Raw genomic sequence first — 17,384 nt, forward strand, 5'->3', positions numbered from 1 at the left:
GGAGCGATTAATGCTTATGCAACCACACGATAGCGCACGTTTTCCTCAATGGCACTCTAGGGCTACAATAAAAAATAAGGCGCGGTTGTGCCTTATTTTTTTGCGTGCTCCGCGCGCTGACGACGTAGCTCTTTCGGGTCAGCGATTAATGGGCGATATATCTCTACCCGATCACCGTCATTAACCTTATCGCCAAGTTTTACCGGGCGGCTATAGACACCCACTTTATTTTTTGTCAGATCGATATCTGATCGTAATTCAAGCAGACCCGATGCTTTGATAGCTTCCTCGACAGTACTGCCTTCATCAAGAGAAACAGAGCGCAGATATTGGCGTTCAGGCAGGGCATAAACCACCTCAACGCAAATATCAGACACAGTAAACCTCTTTAGCTCGCTGAGTGAACGCCTGCACCATACTCCCAATCAACTCTTTGAATATTTTACCAAAAGCCAACTCAATCAGCTTATTAGTAAACTCAAAATCAAGGTGCAGCTCAACTTTACAAGCATCTGCACTCAGTGGGGTAAAATGCCATCCGCCCATTAACTTGCGAAACGGCCCATCCACCAGTTGCATATTAATGCTCTGGTTATCAGTTAATGTATTGCGTGTAGTAAAGGTTTTACTTATTCCGGCCTTGGCAACATCAACGGCTGCCGTCATTTCATTTTCAGTAGCATCCAGTACTCGGCTTCCAGTACAACCTGGTAAAAATTCTGGGTAAGAACGAACATCATTAACCAGTTGATACATCTGTTCTACGCTGAACGGAACCAACGCAGAGCGGCTAATTTGTGGCATAACATTTCCTGTGAGACATAATACGCACCGATAATACCATTTATCTGCCGTCAGACAAAAAATCTGCTAGGCATTCAGTGCAACAAATGAGACAAAATGCATCAGCATCCTGCGGGAAAGGATTTCATTCGCCTCCACATACAGTATAATGATCAACATTATGACAAAGAAAAAAGCATACAAACCCGGTTCCGCAACCATTGCGCAAAATAAGCGCGCCCGCCACGAATACTTCATTGAGCAAGAGTTCGAAGCGGGCCTGTCTTTGCAAGGTTGGGAAGTAAAATCCCTGCGTGCTGGTAAAGCCAATATCAGTGATAGCTACGTCACTTTTAGGAACGGCGAAGCTTTCCTATTCGGGGCAACCATTACACCGCTTAACGTCGCTTCAACTCATGTAGTCTGTGAGCCAATGCGTACACGCAAATTACTGCTGAATAAACGTGAACTGGACTCGCTGATCGGCAAGGTTAACCGTGACGGCTTTACCGTAGTTGCTCTTTCCGTATATTGGAAAAATGCGTGGGTTAAAGTTAAAATCGGTGTCGCAAAAGGTAAAAAAGATCACGATAAGCGTGATGACATCAAAGATCGTGAGTGGCAGGTTGATAAAGCTAGAATAATGAAACACGCCAATCGTTAAGTCACTGGCTTAACAGGCGATAGTTCTGGTATACTAAATAAGTTCTTTGGGGCTGATTCTGGATTCGACGGGATTTGCGAAACCCAAGGTGCATGCCGAGGTGCGGAGGCCTCGTAAAAAACCGCAAAAAAAATAATTGCAAACGACTCGCAATACGAATCTGCTGCTTTAGCAGCTTAATCAGCCTAAGAAACTGAAGATTCCCTCTCTCCCTAGCCTCCGCTCTTAGGACGGGGATCAAGAGAGGTCAAACCTAAAAGAGATCGCGTGGACACCTTGCCTGGGGTGAAAGCGTTAAACCCAATCAGGATAGTTTGTTAGTGGCGTGTCCGTCCGCAGCTAACCGGCGAATGTAATGACTGGACTAAGCATGTAGTGCCGACGGCGTAGTAATTTCGGACGGGGGTTCAAATCCCCCCAGCTCCACCAAATTCTTGGTTGATGGTTACCAGAGCCATCCAACGAAGTCCTAGAAGCCCGCATGGCGCAAGCCCTGCGGGCTTTTTTGTACCTTCAATTTGTCCCTCGAAGTCTGAAGCCAACTAATTAAATCCGAACCTTTTAGGCACCTTGTTAGGCACCTCGTAAAGCATTATTGTTTTTGAGGTGCCTAAAACTATGGAAACCCTGCAATGGCAAGACAAACCAAACCTTTATCCGTCAAGGAAATCGAATCCGCCAAACCCAAGGAAGCGGACTACGTTCTCTATGATGGCGATGGCCTTGAGCTACTCATCAAATCAAGTGGCAGTAAGATCTGGCAGTTTCGCTACATTCGCCCTGTCACTAAGAAGCGTGCGAAAAAGAGCATTGGCCCTTATCCGTCAGTCACCCTTGCCGATGCTCGAAGCTACCGGGCAGAAGCTCGTGCTCTCCTGACAAAACAGATCGATCCTCAGGAGCATCAGCAAGAACAACTCCGCAGCACTCTTGAAGCCCAAACTAATACTTTCAAACTTGTAGCTGAACGTTGGTGGAGTGTGAAGAAGACCAGTGTGACTGAGGACTATGCAGAAGATATCTGGCGATCGCTAGAAAGGGATGTTTTACCGGCGATTGGCGATATGAGCGTCACAGATATTAAAGCACATACTCTGGTCCAAGCAATTCAACCTGTTCAGGCTCGCGGAGCATTGGAAACTGTTCGTCGCCTATGCCAACGCATCAATGAGGTCATGGTTTATGCTCAAAACACAGGTCTGATTGATGCAGTCCCCAGCGTCAATATTGGCAAGGCATTCGAGAAGCCTCAGAAAAAGAACATGCCAAGCATCCGTCCAGATCAGCTACCGCAACTCATGCAGACTATGCGTACTGCCAACATTATCCTACCAACACGGTGCCTGTTCATGTGGCAACTTCTTACTATCACCCGCCCTGCCGAAGCGGCTGAAGCCCGCTGGGACGAGATATATCTGGAAGCACGAGAATGGAAAATCCCCGCATCACGCATGAAAATGAACCGCGACCACACTATTCCATTGTCAGACCAAGCAATGGCTATTTTAGAAATGATGAAACCACTAAGTGTAAATCGAGAGTTTGTTTTTCCCAGTCGCATCAAACCGACTCAATCAATGAACAGTCAAACTGTGAATGCGGCGCTAAAACGCGCCGGGTTAGGTGGCATACTCGTGTCTCACGGCTTGCGATCTATTGCTAGTACTGCACTCAACGAAGAAGGCTTTTCGCCTGACGTGATTGAAGCTGCACTTGCCCATGTCGATAAGAATGAGGTTCGTCGTGCGTATAACCGCAGCGACTATCTGGAGCAGCGGCGTCCCATGATGCAATGGTGGGCTGATTTTGTAAAAGCCGCTGATAAAGATGGTTTAGTAATAACTGGTACTCAAAATCTACGATTAGTTGTATGACTTTCAATCAGTTGGCGCCTAAATGGGCGCTAACTTAAAAGTTTTTTCGGCTTAAGGACTTTTTCGTTTAAAGTAGTACCAAGCTCAATATCTTTCTTCCCCCATAATTGTATCTTATCCACCAAATTTTCTTCTTTTAAATCAATGGTCTGATTATCTACTTTTTGTTCCGCAATAAATGACCAAAGTGGTTGCTCGATTGCTTTTGCGGCATCAGTCCAGTGCTTCCATTTTTCTCCTGTTTGAGAAGTGCTTTGCAACAATCGTATTGCCTCTTTGATTATTGGATTATAGACCTCTGCCTTAGTAACCCCACCTTTCGCAGCTGCCTTAACTTTCACAGCATGGATTTCTCTCTCCCCATCTATTAGTTCACAGCACATACATGCGCCAGAACACTCGTGCAGCAGCATAAGAGCGACATTTAAAGCTTGAACCGACAGCCGTTTGTCATAATTCCAGGCTGCTTTAGCCCACTGGTACTCGATACCTGCCAGCAAGAGATTTAATCTGAAATTTTCATTCAGCCCCTTGATCCATCCATTAGCACGCAAGCGTGAAAGCTCAATATCCAGCTGAGGCCTACTCACAATAATTGCATCATTGCACATAGAATATTTACTCAAAGCCTGATCTAAATATCCTTTAACTTCTTGATTATCATCATTTAGTAGAGAAAGTTCTTTTCTCATTTTACGACCAGCAGGCCATTTATCTGGTTTGATTTCTTGATGTAACTCATCGCGTATTCTTGCGTATTGCTCACACATCAAACCAAAACACCAACTCAAATCATCCATATATAAATCAACCAGTTAAGTTTAACTTCTGTAAAAAAATTTTTATGTGGCAGCTATCTTTTTCCACACGTTCATAAAAGTTATCCTCAATCTCGTTCAAAACCAAACGATAAAGAGGAAGGCACTATGATCACATCCAATGTAAAAATTTTACGTTTGAGCTCGATTGTCACTAAAACTGGCATAGCCAGATCCACCATATACGACTGGCTTAATCCAAAATCACCAAGATACGATTCTTCTTTCCCCAAGCAACGGAAGCTTGGACGGCAATCTGTAGGTTGGCTTGAGTCAGAAATTGACGCGTGGATCAATCAGCGCTGTCAGTCCTCAACTGAAGCTTAATTTTTAATTACTAGCAGTAATAAGGGAAACAGTGATGTCACAACGTATAACATTCAGCAATTCTAACAATACAACTGTTGGAATTTTTAAAAAATTCTGCAGAATTAAAGGTATTTCTCTATCTTCCGGTATTTCATTTGTAATGGATGCCACTGCTCCACTTTTGGAAAAAATAATTTCGCATCATAATGATGCTAATGAAATTGAAAAAATAATTTCCCAAGCGTATTTATTACCTACGAAACCCCCAATACGTAGTGTACCTGTCAGATCTCAAGAGGAGTATTACTTGGCTATTTGGAATACTCACATTAGGTATACTATCGATAGCCTTGACCATAATCGTTATAAACATAATTCATCTAACAGAAGGATAGGAAACAATGAGAAAAAATCGATAAGAGAAAGTCAGGGGAAAATTATAGAAAAATATAACGCAAAGAAAGGGATATTCATTTACATAGACAGAAGGATCAGCTATGCATACAAGCTATCAGCTGGTCATTCAAACTTAATAATGATTAAAGAGACTTCATACGATGGTGTTTTTTTTGACTTCAGTAAAATGATTATCGTTCCAATATTAGAACTAATCACATTAGGAATAGATGAGGCTGTTAGTCGAAAAAACGACAATGTAAAGATACAATGCATTTGCTGGATTCCAGTTTATTACATAAACAACAAAGCACTAATAATACCTATCGTACATGAGGACGATGCTTCAGCATTAACAAAAAACGGAGAAAAAATTATTATTGTTGAGCCATTTAAAGACGAGATAGACATGTAATTAATGACACCAACTTTATGCATTTTGGGGTAACTGCATAATCTTGCCCAGTATACAAACTCTATTAATGCCACCAATATTAAGCAAAAAAGACCACTTTGCATAATGAAAAATAAGGGGCGTAACATTCAATCATCTATGGGTTTTTATGGAAAATATGAATTTTAACACAAATGAAACACATCAAAAATCAGGTCGTCCACAAGGGAGTAAACATTATAATTACATACAAATAGTAAAGAAGCGAGGTCTCACACAGTCACAGACCGCAAGATATTTGCGCATCAGTATTTCAACGGTGAAAAGGAATTGGAATGGTGGCGTAATAGACTAACTAACCCCACCTAAATGCAGAGTAGTTTTTAAACGGCCATCGCAGGCTGGGGCTGCCCTCATCTCAATTTTAGATGTTGGATAGGTATTATAATGGCTATCTACTCTTAGTTCTAACTAATAACCCTCTAAGGGTAGAATTACTTAACAAGTAATTATCAGATCACAACAGTATGGGGGTACTAAGATCTGACGCCAGTATATACCTTAATCATCGGTAAGGTATAGCCCTGCCTGTATGGCTCTTTATACGGTCTATAGCAGACCGTAGGACCAACTACAGGTATATATTATGAAAACATATCAAGGTACGCATGGTGAACACGTTCTCGAGTATTGGATCAAGATTAACTGTCTGCTGAATGCATTGACCAACCGATACCAGAGAGTTACTGCTGTAAGAACTGATTTTCATCACACTCCTATTGTCGATAACGGAGACAATATCTGCTGCTTCCCTAACTTTGAACCCGGAGAGATATCGCGGACACGGGATTCCCTCAGAGCTAAACTGGTAGCTGATCGTATCCGTAAAGAGCGTGAAGGTAAACGAGTGTACCCCAGCCCTATGTTTTTGATATGGGCGAAAGAATACTCGAAATCAGGTAAATGCCACTATCACACTTGCCTGTTGTTCAACAAAGACGCCTATTACCACTTGGGAGATTGCGATCAGGCCAATAACCTGAGAGGGATGATCACCGGAGCCTGGTATAGCGCACTAAGGCTGGAATTGGACGATCACCCAGGTCTGGTCCATTTCCCTGAAAACTGTCGCTATGTGTTGGATACAAATAGTGCTGACTTCCAGCAGAACTACCAGGCGCTGTTAACCCGACTGGATTACCTCACCAAAGTTGAAAGCAAAGTTTTTGGGGAAGGGGATCGTAACTTCGGTTGCAGCCAAATCGATTTATAACTCGCCAGTGGCCTTCTCTGCGTGAGAAGGCCTTATTACGTCAGGGATAAGTTATATGTCCCATAATCGCGCAGATTAACCGGCAATCGGTGACGTTGAAGATCTTTGGGCTATCAGCGCTTTGCTCACCGATAAAGAAGACCCAAGCCTTATCTTTTAATCTTTTTGCTTTAGCTTCCTGTGCCTCTGTCCGAGCAGCTTCCAACTCTTTACGTACCACAGTCCGCTTGGCTTTTGACCACCCAGCCCATTTTATGTGGATCTGGTAACTTCGGGAGGATTTACGCTTTCCGGATTCGTCTTCCGCCCACTCGCCAGATAACGGGATGATGAGTTTTTCATCATCTTCAACAAATTTATTCCAGAGCAGTTCAGCATAAAAGATCTTTGGCTCCGGGTAACGCGGAGCCTGAAATTGCGGGCTTGCCCCATGATACTTGACTCTCATTGATAGTCAGTTTGAAATCGCGATCGGTCTGGAAGGCTACAAAGCGCTCTGCGCCACGACCGCGTAAATCGAAGGTTTCATCAAGGCGCAAGTCTTCAAAATCCCCCGTTTCCAGAATGGCAAACAGGCTATAATCATCATTTGCACGTAGACCAGCAGCAATCAGGATTTGACGACCCAGTGGCACAGGATCATTGACTTCGATTGCGCGAAAAGCCAGGTTTTCCTGGGCGAACAGGATGCGGTAAGCGCGTGCCGAACGCAGATCACGGCCTTCGCGAATTGCTTCTCCTACATCGTCAATATCGTTTATATTTTCAGTATTCATTTTGCATCACCTTTTGAGTTTGGCCAGACGATGTCTGGCTCTACTACTCAATCGATGCAGGTCAATCAGACCGGTAAATTTTTTTTAGATTTTTTTTGAAGTACGCCTGCAGGAGTCAATCCGCAGACGAAAAATGCCGGGCAGGAGGGGCATACTCGAGATGATGACTCTGCTGGAAAGACTCCTTTAACTATTGAGTCAAGGGCAGTAAGAATTTTTTTATATCTATTATCCAACTGCTTAGCGGTCAGATCGATTGGGGTCACTGTTTGGTCAGAAAGGTGTACTAACTCCACTATTGCATCTGGAAAAACCTGCCGTGTTGCGAGTACAAAGGCAGCCGCGCCTAAGTCAGATTCTTCTTTATCTCTTTTATGTCCTGTTTTCACCCGGCGAAATGTTTTACGTCCATCTGGATGAACCAATACATCGTCAGGTTGTATGGTGATAGAGGTTTCCCCAAGCTTCATTGTGAAGGCACAGGTTGCTTCAGAGTTGTGGCTTTCCCTAATCGAAGCGAAATAGCTAACCATGTCAATAGCTAGTGACTTAAATTCAGGAGCGTAACCGTGTTCAGTTAGGCCTTCGACAGTAAATGCCTGCGTGACCCTGTCTTCTATGTCCGTTATTTTTACGGGCGCGGTGTTGACCAACTCTTGGAATACATTGCGAACAGCATCGTGCATCTTTAGGAATGGCGTTGGAGTACGTCGTCCTCCAATTTGGAGAATGTGCGTATAGAAGAAACGGCGAGGGCAGGACTCATACAGGGAAATCTGAGCACCACTTAGAACTAGATCTCCGCTGACAACCCAGTCCACAGGTAATGACTCGGGCTTTTCGATTACCGCATGTAGAGGCTCCACGTTATTTTGAACCAAGCTGGACCCTATACGGTTTAAAAAGTCGGATAACTTTCGGGTGCTGCCAGCAGCATTCCGCGTAGTAGCATAGAGAAATAGCCGATCTTCAGCTCTGGACAAGGCAACGTAGAATAAGCATTCTCTCTCCGCCTTATACTCCAGATTAAATTGCTCCTTGGCGTTGGACCTACCCTCTGCAATCATGCCATTGGGGGGTGGGCAAACCTGCTTCTGCGGATTACCTGGTAAAGTGTCTGCGTTCATGCCGGGTAAGTGAATCACAGGGAATTCGAGTCCCTTTGCTCCATGAATGGTCATGAGGCGCACTGCATCAATGCTTTGTGCTGCCGCCGGAAGCTGCCGAAGATCGCGATCATCCCCTAGCCGAACCAAACGGCGGATGCGATCTAATGTGCGAGTGATAAATACCCCTTCCCCGCTGGAGGGTTGTGCTCGTAAAAAATTGAGCAACTGCCAAGTTGCTATACATTGAGAGCGGACACTGCAGTGTGTTGATGTTGCCATACGGGCCGCGATTCGCGTCCTGTCTAAAAGTACAGTTGCCAACACGTTCCAGGGGGAGTCATTTGCGCTAAAACCGCTAAGTGTTTTGACAAGCCGATTTAAGGCTGTGCGCCCATTGTCTGAGATCTGAAAGTCATCGATTTTGGTTTTCCAATCACTTCCGGTTTCATCTTCACGCAGATGTGTAAGGACACTGCCAACATCATCCAGTGACATCGTAAACTCAGGTAGGCAAGCTATTCGCACCAAGCCCATTGCACGACGATCTACTAAGAGGGAGAGCAGCGTCAGCCAATCCTTAATCTCGGGACGTTCAAATACACTTCCCAAGTAAAGTACAGGGATGCCTAAAATCTCGAGTTGTTGCCCGATTTCTGAGAGCTTCTCATTGCCTGTGCACAGGATTGCTTGATCACTGTATTTATAACCAGAGCCCTGCATCTCCTTTATCGCGTCCGCAATAGAGGGAGTTTGAAGACGTCCTTGATCCACGCAACGCAGCTCAGGTTTCTGGGCATTACTTGTTCGTTCCGCGCATAAACCGCTGTCAGCATCCCCTACAGTCATATTCAGCGCAAAATTTGAAAATGCCGACACTATTTCGGGTACGGACCGGTAGTTCATTTTTAAACGATATCGCAACCCGCCAGGGAAATCCTCATTCCCAAAATGAATCATGTTGAACGACGAAGCGCCTCTGAAGCGATAGATTGACTGCTTAGCGTCTCCAACCACCCACAAGTTTTCGCCACCGCCACAAAGGGCTTTTAGCAGTCGTACGCTACTGTGGTTCACGTCCTGATATTCATCGACTAGAACGTGCTCATAAGTGGATTGGATGTGAGATAGAATGGCTTCATTTTCTTCAAGAAGCTTCACTGGCAATGAAACTAGGTCCCCAAAGTCAATGCATCGAGCCTGCCTTTTAAGGGTTTCGTAAGTGGCGTATACCCTGGCGACCTCAATGGATTTTTCTGCTGTTGCTATATCTTCAATCCCAACAGCTCTATCGCGCATGGCCTGTGCCAACGCGAGGTAGGTATTTGCATCGACTACCTCGTCCTTAGCACGCGAGATGCCGGTGAGGATGTCAGCAATCATCCGGGTTGGATCGTAAAGATTGCGATAGTGAACCAGATCTAATATGGGAAACTCATGTTCCAGCAGTTCTACTGCTTCCGTCCGGTCCAGCAGCCGAGGATCGAGCGGCAGATTCAGCTCGTCGTGAAATCGACGAATCAGATCGAGGCCGAATGAGTGGAAAGTGCCAATCCATATTGCAGCCGCAGCTTCCGTGTCAACGCGAGCTATCCTTTCAGCCATTTCTCCCGCAGCTTTGTTAGAGAAAGTCAGCAAAAGGATTTTTCGTGGGTCTACGCCATCGGCAAGCAATCCTTTAACCCGTCCCACTAAAGTCTGAGTCTTGCCCGTACCAGGCCCAGCCTCAAGCAGAAAGGCCGGGCCTCGATGGGCGGCGGCTTTCTCCTGCTCAGCGTTCAATGGGTATTCAATCGCGGACTCTATATCTTCAGGTAAAGGTGGGGGTAGTAACAATGCATCAAAGATCTGCTGCGCAACAACATCGAATGGCGCACCAAGCTTCTCTGCAATACTTAACGCACTCATTCCATCCAGATAAAGCGTTTTTACTACATGCCGGGGAAGCAGAAACTCACGCGCAAATAGATCCATTTGGACCTCTCGACGCTGCCTGCGACTATAGTCTATAACCCGCTCAGCTCCCATCGGAGAAGCTTCTGAGGTTCTTGTTGGGTCTATAGTATAGCCTTGGTCATCCTCTTCAATGCCGTCGCCAAGTTCAGCGTGACCGATTTCATGGGCAACTAGGAACGCTTGTTCAAAAAGGGTTGTGCATTTTTCGTGGAGAATGAACTTCTCCGTTGGGAAAAAACGTGCTCGCGCGCCTCTTAGGCTAGGTGAGCCTTTCTTTGTACTCTCTACGTCAAAACCTCTTCTATCTGCCTCTGCAACAGCAAACTCGTATGGTTGCCATGGGTCATGTCCGGAAGCTACAGCTTGATCATGTAGAACAGCAGCAGCCTCGCGGGCCAATTCCACGGCTTGCACGTTACTTGTCCTCTTCCATTAAGGTAGCGATATCTTCTTCAGACAGATCAGCATCTCGAAGGAGTTGTTCGAAAGTAATCTTCTCCACATTGCACGGTTTTCCGTCGGACTTATAACTTCCTGCAACCGCCATGGGCGGCTGTTCAAGTGAGGTCGTGAGCTGCTTTACACTGCTTTGCAGCAGTTCAGCGAATCTGCTCAAAAATCGCTGAGGAATAGATCCGGCAGCTACGGTTCGTTCCCTAAATGCCATGACTACCTGTCGAGGTAAGTTTAGTGCTTTGGAGATATCACGCATTTTTTGAGCTGAGAGATCAGCGAATGGATCTATCATCATTTTTCCTGGAGCATTTTGGATGCGTGTGACGGCCGAACTGATCAAGCGGCGATCATATTCAGATAGCGGTGCCTCATCCTCCGCTAATGTGCTTGCCATCTCGCGAGATAGATCGATGATTTCATTGGTAAACGCTGGATATGCAGTAAGATATTTTTGCAAGGTAGCTGTACCTACATCATGCTCTATAGAGAATGACTCTAGTACCTCTTCCAGGGATGCCTGAGGTGAAAGTCCTGTCATCATAGGTCCCCTTGAAGCAGTATACGAAGACTTGCGAGTGCCTTCTTTTTTTGATTACGAATGGTCTTTTCAACCTTATTGAGTGCCTTGGAAATAGTCACCTCATTTGGGTCTATTGAGTCTATTGGAATATCTAATCGGGTCATTTCAATGATTCTCCGCTGTAGTTCAGGTAGAGCCTCAATCGCCGCATCAAGCCTACAACGGTAACGATAATTGTCGATATCTGTTGCCTCAAAAGGATCATACCCCTCAGAGGCAGTCTCAACTTCTGAATTAAGGTCGGCCGAATCATCATCAAATCCCAAATCGGTATTTCTATTCTCAGCCCGATAAGATTTCCTTTGAGCGTCTTTTTTTAATCTCGATAAAGCCAGATCAAAACGCACTTCGAACATGTCCAATCGTTCCTCGTAGCCTGCTTTGTCGATCATAAGCATCTCAATGAATCGGTCATACACACCCTCTCGGATGTCGCTATTCGTCATTGATACGGCATTTCCGCCTAGGCTTTCGGGCCACGGAAGTTTCCTAAGGATTCGTTCTGAAAGAACTCTGAAGAGCTGTTCAAAAAGATATGGGTTAGTTGATGCGCTGCGTCGAACGAAATAAAGAAGGCATTCACTGGGTACGTATTGCGGATGTGTCCTACTTTGCTTACACAAATCTACCAGATCTCCGCCTGAAAGAGTGCTAAGTGCCGCTAGCCTGGTTTCGTTCACAGGTATGCGTGTGTACAGCTTTCCAGCCTCAGTTTTTTTTTGAAGAGGAACGATCAATGCAACCTCCATCATATTACGCGTGCATAGACAGGTGCTTTGTGCTCCTAGCATTAGCACAACTAGACTCAACCAAATTTTTAAAGCTACGAATACGTTAGCTCCATCATAGCTTCATACGCGAAAAAGTGATGAAAAGCTACAACTGCATCTGATATCAGTTTTTGGTAAGTCAAGGCATCACATTTTTATGAGACTTTGGTTACAGAGGTACCTCTACGCTGTTGATAACAATGTCCGCTATTAACACTAAACCGCCAGTATGCAGGGGCCAAAGGACCGCTATGAGCATAGGTTGTGTGAAACCCGGACCAAAAACTTAAGTGCATAATGCAATGCAAAATCTGAAATCGATCGGCTGGTTAGTTACGTAGGGACGCGGTTTACCCAATCACGGGCGTTACCAAATGATGGGTGTAGCAATCGCGCCGTTCCTACCAATGAACTGTGAGGGATCACCGTTCTTAACATTTCCTTGCCCATTGATGCGATAGTTCGATGTCATCAACACGCAAGCTTTAATCGCACGCGTGACCCCAACGTAATGCAGATTTAAACATTGAGTTTCATTCTCAAAGATAACCTGACCAAATGTTCCTGGAGGATAGAGGCGTGTAGGAATAACGTGATCGTACAGATCAGCATGGAAAACAAGGTCAAATTCCAGCCCTTTGGCCTTGTGCAGGGTCATAATCTGAACGGCATTGTCGCTGGGTCTTTGGAACCAGCGAAGCTTGGCGGTATCACCGCAAACACTCTCAAGCTCAGTCACAGCGACTGGTGAAGGTTGTTGTCTTAGTAAGCTTGCGGCCGCAGCTAACACTCTCACAATGAGATCGCCATCTAAGCAAGATCGGCAACTTAAAATCGCTCGACGAAGCGCGCGCAGCTCCTGTGTAGTTCGATTTAGTTTACCAGCTCGATCAATCAGAGACTCGGCAGTCATCCTTGGGTCGTAACGCAGTTTCAGCAAATCAGAAAAAAGTGTTGCTTCGGTCGTTGGTGCTGCCTCGAAAGGATTATCCTCGACAAGTCGGTGAGAAAGTCTCAGATGATTAGCAATCAACTTCGCCGAATGCTGATGCCGACAGAGAATGGCCACTCTTTCCGCCGAGGCAATTTGATAGTGATCCACTAGATGAGGTATGGCGGTTTCTAACCAGAGACCCATAGCACGTTGGTCACCATTGATCGTCTTGATTAACACCCGCATATTGTCCGTCGGCGTGATTGGATGGTTTGGGTTGAGCAGACGAAGTGCAAAATCATTGATGGACGGATGACAGCGGAAATTAGTAGTGATAGAAAAATGCTCAAAGCCGCTGCCTTGCGCTGTAAGTGCTAGTAGATGTTTGGGGGATTTTTGAGCAAATGCATAAATAGATTGGTCATTGTCGCCGACTGCAACAGCTGTCAAACCAAGTTCCTTCAACTTTTGAAATAACTGATGCTGAAAGTATCCACTGTCCTGATATTCGTCAATATAGACTGCTCGATAACGTGCCACGAGGTATTTCTGGCAGGCAAGTGACCGTCCGACCACGTAGTGGGCAAGCATACCTACTGCTTCTAAGGGGACGAAACCTAAGGCTAGTGCCTGCTGTATGAACGGCAGGAACTTAATTGTGTTGGTAACGCTACCGTCCTTAAGCGGCGTCACCGGTAGCATACGTGTCACCGAGTCGGGCAGTTCCCTGATCTTGACAGTCTTGACCTCAGCGGCCGCAGACATCAACTGCCGCGCGAATGGAAAGATGATCTCTCGAAGACAAAAATCGTCGATAGTGCCGAAGAAAGAACTCTTCACGTCGAAAGCGTCGGCTCTGCAGCGGCGACCCAGCTCGTCACTCGCTTTGTTTGTGAAGGAAATGGCGATGATGCCTTGGTAGGGACGTAGCTCAGACACCATGTTCCGAACCTTGCATGACAGAACGCTGGTTTTCCCACTGCCGGGACGGGCGGTGATAACCATGTCGCTCTCGTATTGAATAGCTTGGTTTTGTTCTGCACTTGGCGTGAAGGTAGCCATAATTAAACCTGCGCTGCAGCTTGGATGCAATGGAGCAACGGCTTTAACAGATGCCCATTAATTTGAACTCTGAGCTGGGGTCCGCAGTGCTCAACGAACTCCTGCATGCGTATGGCTTTTTTGCCTTGCATGTAAGCGATCGCTTGAATTAATTCATGACCTTTGAACCCGTTCAACAGTGTCGGGAGTTCGGCAGCAATGTCATTTTCCAGATCAATTTGCGAAAGGAAGATGCCGTGGGGGGCGACGGAGGTACTGACTGTTTGCCAAGTGCCGTCAGCCAACGATGCAGCATGATCATATGTTTGAGAACGGTGTGGCTGAGGAGGCATACCAGCTAGTGATAGAGCACGGTTCATGCCCGCGAGGTTGCGACGCACCTCTTGCGCCCCTCGAGGGCCGATCAGAATATCGGAGATGTCATTATCGGTTCGCGCAGCCCATGGGATCTCCAAAGCGTTTAACACGCGCTTATAAACCTCAAACGCCACACCATCAACAGACAACAATGATACATTGCTGTGATCAAGATCGTAACCATGAGCACGTGCTAGTGCTGCATAGAACAGCATTTCTGAAGGTCCCTCAACTAACATGACTGCTGAGGAGAAAAACGCCTCCGCTGGAAGAATGCTTATTCTGTAGCCAAGCCCTGTCCATGCGCTATTGATGCAATCAGAGCAGCCTTGACTTGCCGCTCGGGACGCTCCGTTGCTACGCAATAGGCGAACAATCGAGTTGGGGTGGTAGCTTGCAGCAATCTGCGGAGAATGCGTGGTAACTATGGTTTGACCAGGTAACGCGCTGATGAGATAGCTTGCAAGTTTGCGCTGCTGATGAGGGTGCAGATGTGCTTCGGGCTCTTCGACGCAATAGATCACCACCTCGCTGTCTTGGTCATGCTCAAGCACACTCTTTGCTTTCCACAAAGCCAGCAGGATTTGATTATTGCGGCCGTCACCCCCGAGCATTACACGAGAACCATTGGTGCTGGCCCCCAGTTCCAACTGCTCGATGAATTGCTCGATACCTATTGCTCCGGTATCCAGTGAAACGTTGTATCCCATGTGATGGTGGGAGAGAGCCTGCAATTCATCGTTTAGGTCTCTGGTCGCCTCTGCTACGTAGTGCAGGTTCTTCACGCCAGAGTTTACTGATTCCAGCAGCCTAGCAAGTGTCTGTAGCTGTATGGCATCGGCATCCACTTGGGCATCGTCGCGTGATTCCTGCGCAAGACGCAAAAGATGCCGCTTCTCCGAACGGATGTACCGCACAAGGTCCCGCTGAGAGTGGATGTACTTCAGATGGAGGTGCTTCAGGTAGTGACGACTAGGAATAACCTCCATTGCTGAGAGGTCATAGCCTGCAGCGATTTCATAGCTATGGTTCGCCCTGGTGGCCCGAAATTCAAGAAAGAAGTGGCCCGTAGCACTGACAAAACCCTTGAGCTGAGAAAGAACGGCGTCCTGAGTTACTTCTGAGAACGCAACTCGAATCATAAAATAATCGGCCTGCATGCCATTTTGCCCACAATGGAAATCACGTGCAGTCGGCTCGATATCAGCCTCTGACAAACTCTTGTCGAGCAAGAGTCGCAACGCATGGATCATATTGGTTTTACCAACATCGTTGCTTCCAATCACCAAGCTGTTCTTGGCTAGATTGATGTACGCTTCAGCGAAGTTTCGGTACTGATGCAGATAGACGTAGTCGATTTTCATAAGATGAACGGAGCGCCCTGCAAATTGTTATGGGGGCCCTGCCAATAACAAGACCCTGCGATTCGGAGAACTATACTTTTTGACGAGTATTACGTTGCATTAATTATGCCTAAGTAACTGTTCGAAATAGTACATTTCTTTGTGAAAACTCAGCCCGGATTGTGCGGTCTGGTCAATCGCCAAACCAACTCAATAACCAACCGGACTGAGCGATGCCGACCGATGCCGATCATAGCACCAATAACCCGTACCGAACGACGTCTAAAGCAAAAAACGATTCATAAAACGCGTGATAAAAACCATGCCCGATGCTTACGGCCATTCTGATACTGAACCGGGGGAACAGCGTCAGCTAGGTTGGCAGAACGTTCTGCTAATTGCATTCGGTCTTACATAGCTTAACATTAAGTACGGTTCCTCTTTATATTCCAAATGATTTCAGACAGATATTATCTCCGTGAACTCCCTGCATCCTTACAGGATTGCGGGGCTTATTATTTTTCACGCTGAGATCTGTGTATGAAAAAATCAGAAGGTCTGCAGGCCATCGAAAAGCCACTGGCGTCACTCCCCCATGCCATTGGCAAACATATTCTTGATCATATTCAAAAGCTCACTCACTACGAACCGGTCATCGGAATCATGGGCAAAACAGGTGTGGGAAAATCGTCGCTCTGCAATGCGCTTTTCCAGGGTGAGGTCACGCCCGTCAGTGATGTCCAAGCCTGCACCCGTGACGTGCTGCGATTGCGTCTGAGCAGCGGTGACCATAGCCTAATACTGGTGGATCTGCCCGGTGTGGGTGAGAGCGAGCTACGGGACAGCGAATATGAATCTCTGTATCGCCGTACCCTCCCTGAGCTGGATTTAATCCTATGGGTCATCAAAGCCGATGATCGTGCTTTCTCCGTCGATGAATGTTTCTACAGGCGAGTGATGACGGGCTACCAACAGCGGGTACTGTTTGTCGTTAACCAGGCTGACAAAATCGAACCCAGCCATGAATGGTATGTCACCGGCAATGCGCCATCCCCGCACCAGTTGGCGAATATTGAGGCAAGGTTAGAGTCCATTCGCCAGCTATTTTCACCGCATCATCCGGTATCTGTCGTCTCAGCCAGGACAGAATGGAATCTGCCATCAATGGTAGAAACGATGATGCGCTGTCTGCCGGACTGTGCCACCAGCCCTCTGGCGACGCAACTGCACGGGAGGTTATGCAGTGAACCGGTAAAAAAGCAGGCACGTGAGGGCTTTGGCGATGCGGTGGGAGAGGCGTTTGATTCTGCGGAAGCTGCATCATTTATTCCCGCACCACTAAAAGCGGTCATTCGTACCGTCCGCGAGGCCGTGGTATCCGTTGCCCGTGCCGTTTGGGACTGGATTTTCTTCTGAGCTGGGGCAACTGCCGTTATCTTCGGGACATACCCTGTCCGTTATGACGTTTTATAAGCTATCGAATTTGGTATGTTTTCTCTCTAAGCCCCGTCACAGTTGATTTCGGCAACAGTA

The 17,384-nt window shown here is 46.5% G+C and carries 16 protein-coding genes, 1 other RNA gene and 1 pseudogene; 8 read left to right on the top strand and 10 right to left on the bottom strand.

Going from position 1 to position 17,384, the window contains the following annotated elements:
* Positions 1–92: 92 nt before the first annotated feature.
* Positions 93–377, bottom strand: coding sequence for an RnfH family protein (locus HRD69_RS20245; protein ID WP_032813895.1), 285 nt, complete (start codon positions 375–377; stop codon positions 93–95).
* Complete coding sequence (locus HRD69_RS20250; protein WP_004874602.1) at positions 370–804, bottom strand: type II toxin-antitoxin system RatA family toxin; 435 nt, start codon at positions 802–804, stop codon at positions 370–372. The genes HRD69_RS20245 and HRD69_RS20250 overlap by 8 nt, the downstream gene beginning before the upstream one ends.
* Positions 805–964: 160 nt before the next feature.
* Between HRD69_RS20250 and smpB the strand changes: the two genes are divergently transcribed.
* The 3 genes from smpB to HRD69_RS20265 all read left to right on the top strand — a co-directional run bounded on the left by smpB (position 965) and on the right by HRD69_RS20265 (position 3,321).
* Entirely contained in the window at positions 965–1,447 is a 483-nt protein-coding gene (gene smpB / locus HRD69_RS20255) for an SsrA-binding protein SmpB (RefSeq protein WP_032813945.1), read from the top strand.
* Between the two features lie 48 nt (positions 1,448–1,495).
* Positions 1,496–1,876: a transfer-messenger RNA gene (ssrA, locus tag HRD69_RS20260) on the top strand.
* Positions 1,877–2,079: 203 nt separating this feature from the next.
* Positions 2,080–3,321, top strand: a complete 1,242-nt coding sequence (locus tag HRD69_RS20265; RefSeq protein ID WP_004874600.1) for an integrase — start codon at positions 2,080–2,082, stop codon at positions 3,319–3,321.
* Positions 3,322–3,350: 29 nt separating this feature from the next.
* Here the strand turns inward: HRD69_RS20265 and HRD69_RS20270 are convergent, their stop codons facing one another.
* A complete protein-coding gene (locus HRD69_RS20270; RefSeq protein WP_004874599.1) occupies positions 3,351–4,121 on the bottom strand; it encodes a hypothetical protein in 771 nt (256 codons plus the stop codon).
* Between the two features lie 126 nt (positions 4,122–4,247).
* Here HRD69_RS20270 and HRD69_RS20275 point away from each other — a divergent pair, with 126 nt between their 5' ends.
* From HRD69_RS20275 to HRD69_RS20285, 3 genes are all read left to right on the top strand, one after another.
* Positions 4,248–4,466, top strand: coding sequence for a helix-turn-helix transcriptional regulator (locus HRD69_RS20275; protein ID WP_071984826.1), 219 nt, complete (start codon positions 4,248–4,250; stop codon positions 4,464–4,466).
* A 34-nt stretch (positions 4,467–4,500) separates the two neighbouring features.
* Positions 4,501–5,259 carry a hypothetical protein gene (locus tag HRD69_RS20280; RefSeq protein WP_004874597.1) on the top strand — a complete coding sequence of 253 codons (759 nt, stop codon included), beginning with the start codon at positions 4,501–4,503 and terminating at the stop codon, positions 5,257–5,259.
* Between the two features lie 625 nt (positions 5,260–5,884).
* Positions 5,885–6,511 carry an inovirus Gp2 family protein gene (locus HRD69_RS20285; RefSeq protein ID WP_032813893.1) on the top strand — a complete coding sequence of 209 codons (627 nt, stop codon included), beginning with the start codon at positions 5,885–5,887 and terminating at the stop codon, positions 6,509–6,511.
* Positions 6,512–6,551: 40 nt separating this feature from the next.
* Here the strand turns inward: HRD69_RS20285 and HRD69_RS20700 are convergent, their stop codons facing one another.
* From HRD69_RS20700 to HRD69_RS20320, 7 genes are all read right to left on the bottom strand, one after another.
* Positions 6,552–6,959 carry a hypothetical protein gene (locus tag HRD69_RS20700; protein ID WP_244262988.1) on the bottom strand — a complete coding sequence of 136 codons (408 nt, stop codon included), beginning with the start codon at positions 6,957–6,959 and terminating at the stop codon, positions 6,552–6,554.
* A complete protein-coding gene (locus HRD69_RS20295) occupies positions 6,883–7,287 on the bottom strand; it encodes a multiubiquitin domain-containing protein (protein ID WP_004874594.1) in 405 nt (134 codons plus the stop codon). The genes HRD69_RS20700 and HRD69_RS20295 overlap by 77 nt, the downstream gene beginning before the upstream one ends.
* 65 nt (positions 7,288–7,352) lie before the next feature.
* A complete protein-coding gene (locus HRD69_RS20300) occupies positions 7,353–10,763 on the bottom strand; it encodes a UvrD-helicase domain-containing protein (RefSeq protein ID WP_004874593.1) in 3,411 nt (1,136 codons plus the stop codon).
* 1 nt (position 10,764) lies between these two features.
* Positions 10,765–11,346 (bottom strand): hypothetical protein, encoded by a 582-nt coding sequence (locus tag HRD69_RS20305; RefSeq protein ID WP_032813891.1) that lies wholly within the window; start codon positions 11,344–11,346, stop codon positions 10,765–10,767.
* The gene (locus HRD69_RS20705) at positions 11,343–11,777 is read right to left on the bottom strand and encodes an RNA polymerase sigma factor (RefSeq protein WP_244262987.1); all 435 of its coding nucleotides are present in this window, start codon (positions 11,775–11,777) and stop codon (positions 11,343–11,345) included. The genes HRD69_RS20305 and HRD69_RS20705 overlap by 4 nt, the downstream gene beginning before the upstream one ends.
* Positions 11,778–12,522: 745 nt before the next feature.
* Positions 12,523–14,151, bottom strand: a complete 1,629-nt coding sequence (locus tag HRD69_RS20315) for a UvrD-helicase domain-containing protein (protein WP_004874590.1) — start codon at positions 14,149–14,151, stop codon at positions 12,523–12,525.
* Between the two features lie 2 nt (positions 14,152–14,153).
* Positions 14,154–15,872 carry an ATP-dependent nuclease gene (locus HRD69_RS20320; protein ID WP_004874589.1) on the bottom strand — a complete coding sequence of 573 codons (1,719 nt, stop codon included), beginning with the start codon at positions 15,870–15,872 and terminating at the stop codon, positions 14,154–14,156.
* A gap of 222 nt (positions 15,873–16,094) precedes the next feature.
* On the opposite strand from HRD69_RS20320, the pseudogene HRD69_RS20325 reads away from it, so the two are divergent.
* Both HRD69_RS20325 and HRD69_RS20330 read left to right on the top strand, forming a co-directional pair.
* Positions 16,095–16,225 (top strand): annotated as a pseudogene (locus HRD69_RS20325) (IS630 family transposase); the annotation flags it as partial.
* Between the two features lie 166 nt (positions 16,226–16,391).
* Positions 16,392–17,267, top strand: coding sequence for a GTPase family protein (locus HRD69_RS20330; RefSeq protein ID WP_004874587.1), 876 nt, complete (start codon positions 16,392–16,394; stop codon positions 17,265–17,267).
* Positions 17,268–17,384 lie beyond the last annotated feature (117 nt).

Origin of the sequence: Yersinia mollaretii ATCC 43969 (assembly GCF_013282725.1) — a bacterium.
GTDB classification, from domain to species: domain Bacteria; phylum Pseudomonadota; class Gammaproteobacteria; order Enterobacterales; family Enterobacteriaceae; genus Yersinia; species Yersinia mollaretii.

Excerpts from the sequence above, each read along its gene's own strand:
- HRD69_RS20250 (WP_004874602.1), bottom strand. The coding sequence starts at position 804 with ATGCCACAAATTAGCCGCTCTGCGTTGGTTCCGTTCAGCGTAGAACAG.
- smpB (WP_032813945.1), top strand. The coding sequence starts at position 965 with ATGACAAAGAAAAAAGCATACAAACCCGGTTCCGCAACCATTGCGCAA.
- HRD69_RS20265 (WP_004874600.1), top strand. The coding sequence starts at position 2,080 with ATGGCAAGACAAACCAAACCTTTATCCGTCAAGGAAATCGAATCCGCC.
- HRD69_RS20270 (WP_004874599.1), bottom strand. The coding sequence starts at position 4,121 with ATGGATGATTTGAGTTGGTGTTTTGGTTTGATGTGTGAGCAATACGCA.
- HRD69_RS20275 (WP_071984826.1), top strand. The coding sequence starts at position 4,248 with ATGATCACATCCAATGTAAAAATTTTACGTTTGAGCTCGATTGTCACT.
- HRD69_RS20280 (WP_004874597.1), top strand. The coding sequence starts at position 4,501 with ATGTCACAACGTATAACATTCAGCAATTCTAACAATACAACTGTTGGA.
- HRD69_RS20285 (WP_032813893.1), top strand. The coding sequence starts at position 5,885 with ATGAAAACATATCAAGGTACGCATGGTGAACACGTTCTCGAGTATTGG.
- HRD69_RS20700 (WP_244262988.1), bottom strand. The coding sequence starts at position 6,959 with ATGAGAGTCAAGTATCATGGGGCAAGCCCGCAATTTCAGGCTCCGCGT.
- HRD69_RS20295 (WP_004874594.1), bottom strand. The coding sequence starts at position 7,287 with ATGAATACTGAAAATATAAACGATATTGACGATGTAGGAGAAGCAATT.
- HRD69_RS20305 (WP_032813891.1), bottom strand. The coding sequence starts at position 11,346 with ATGATGACAGGACTTTCACCTCAGGCATCCCTGGAAGAGGTACTAGAG.
- HRD69_RS20705 (WP_244262987.1), bottom strand. The coding sequence starts at position 11,777 with ATGATCGACAAAGCAGGCTACGAGGAACGATTGGACATGTTCGAAGTG.
- HRD69_RS20315 (WP_004874590.1), bottom strand. The coding sequence starts at position 14,151 with ATGGCTACCTTCACGCCAAGTGCAGAACAAAACCAAGCTATTCAATAC.
- HRD69_RS20320 (WP_004874589.1), bottom strand. The coding sequence starts at position 15,872 with ATGAAAATCGACTACGTCTATCTGCATCAGTACCGAAACTTCGCTGAA.
- HRD69_RS20330 (WP_004874587.1), top strand. The coding sequence starts at position 16,392 with ATGAAAAAATCAGAAGGTCTGCAGGCCATCGAAAAGCCACTGGCGTCA.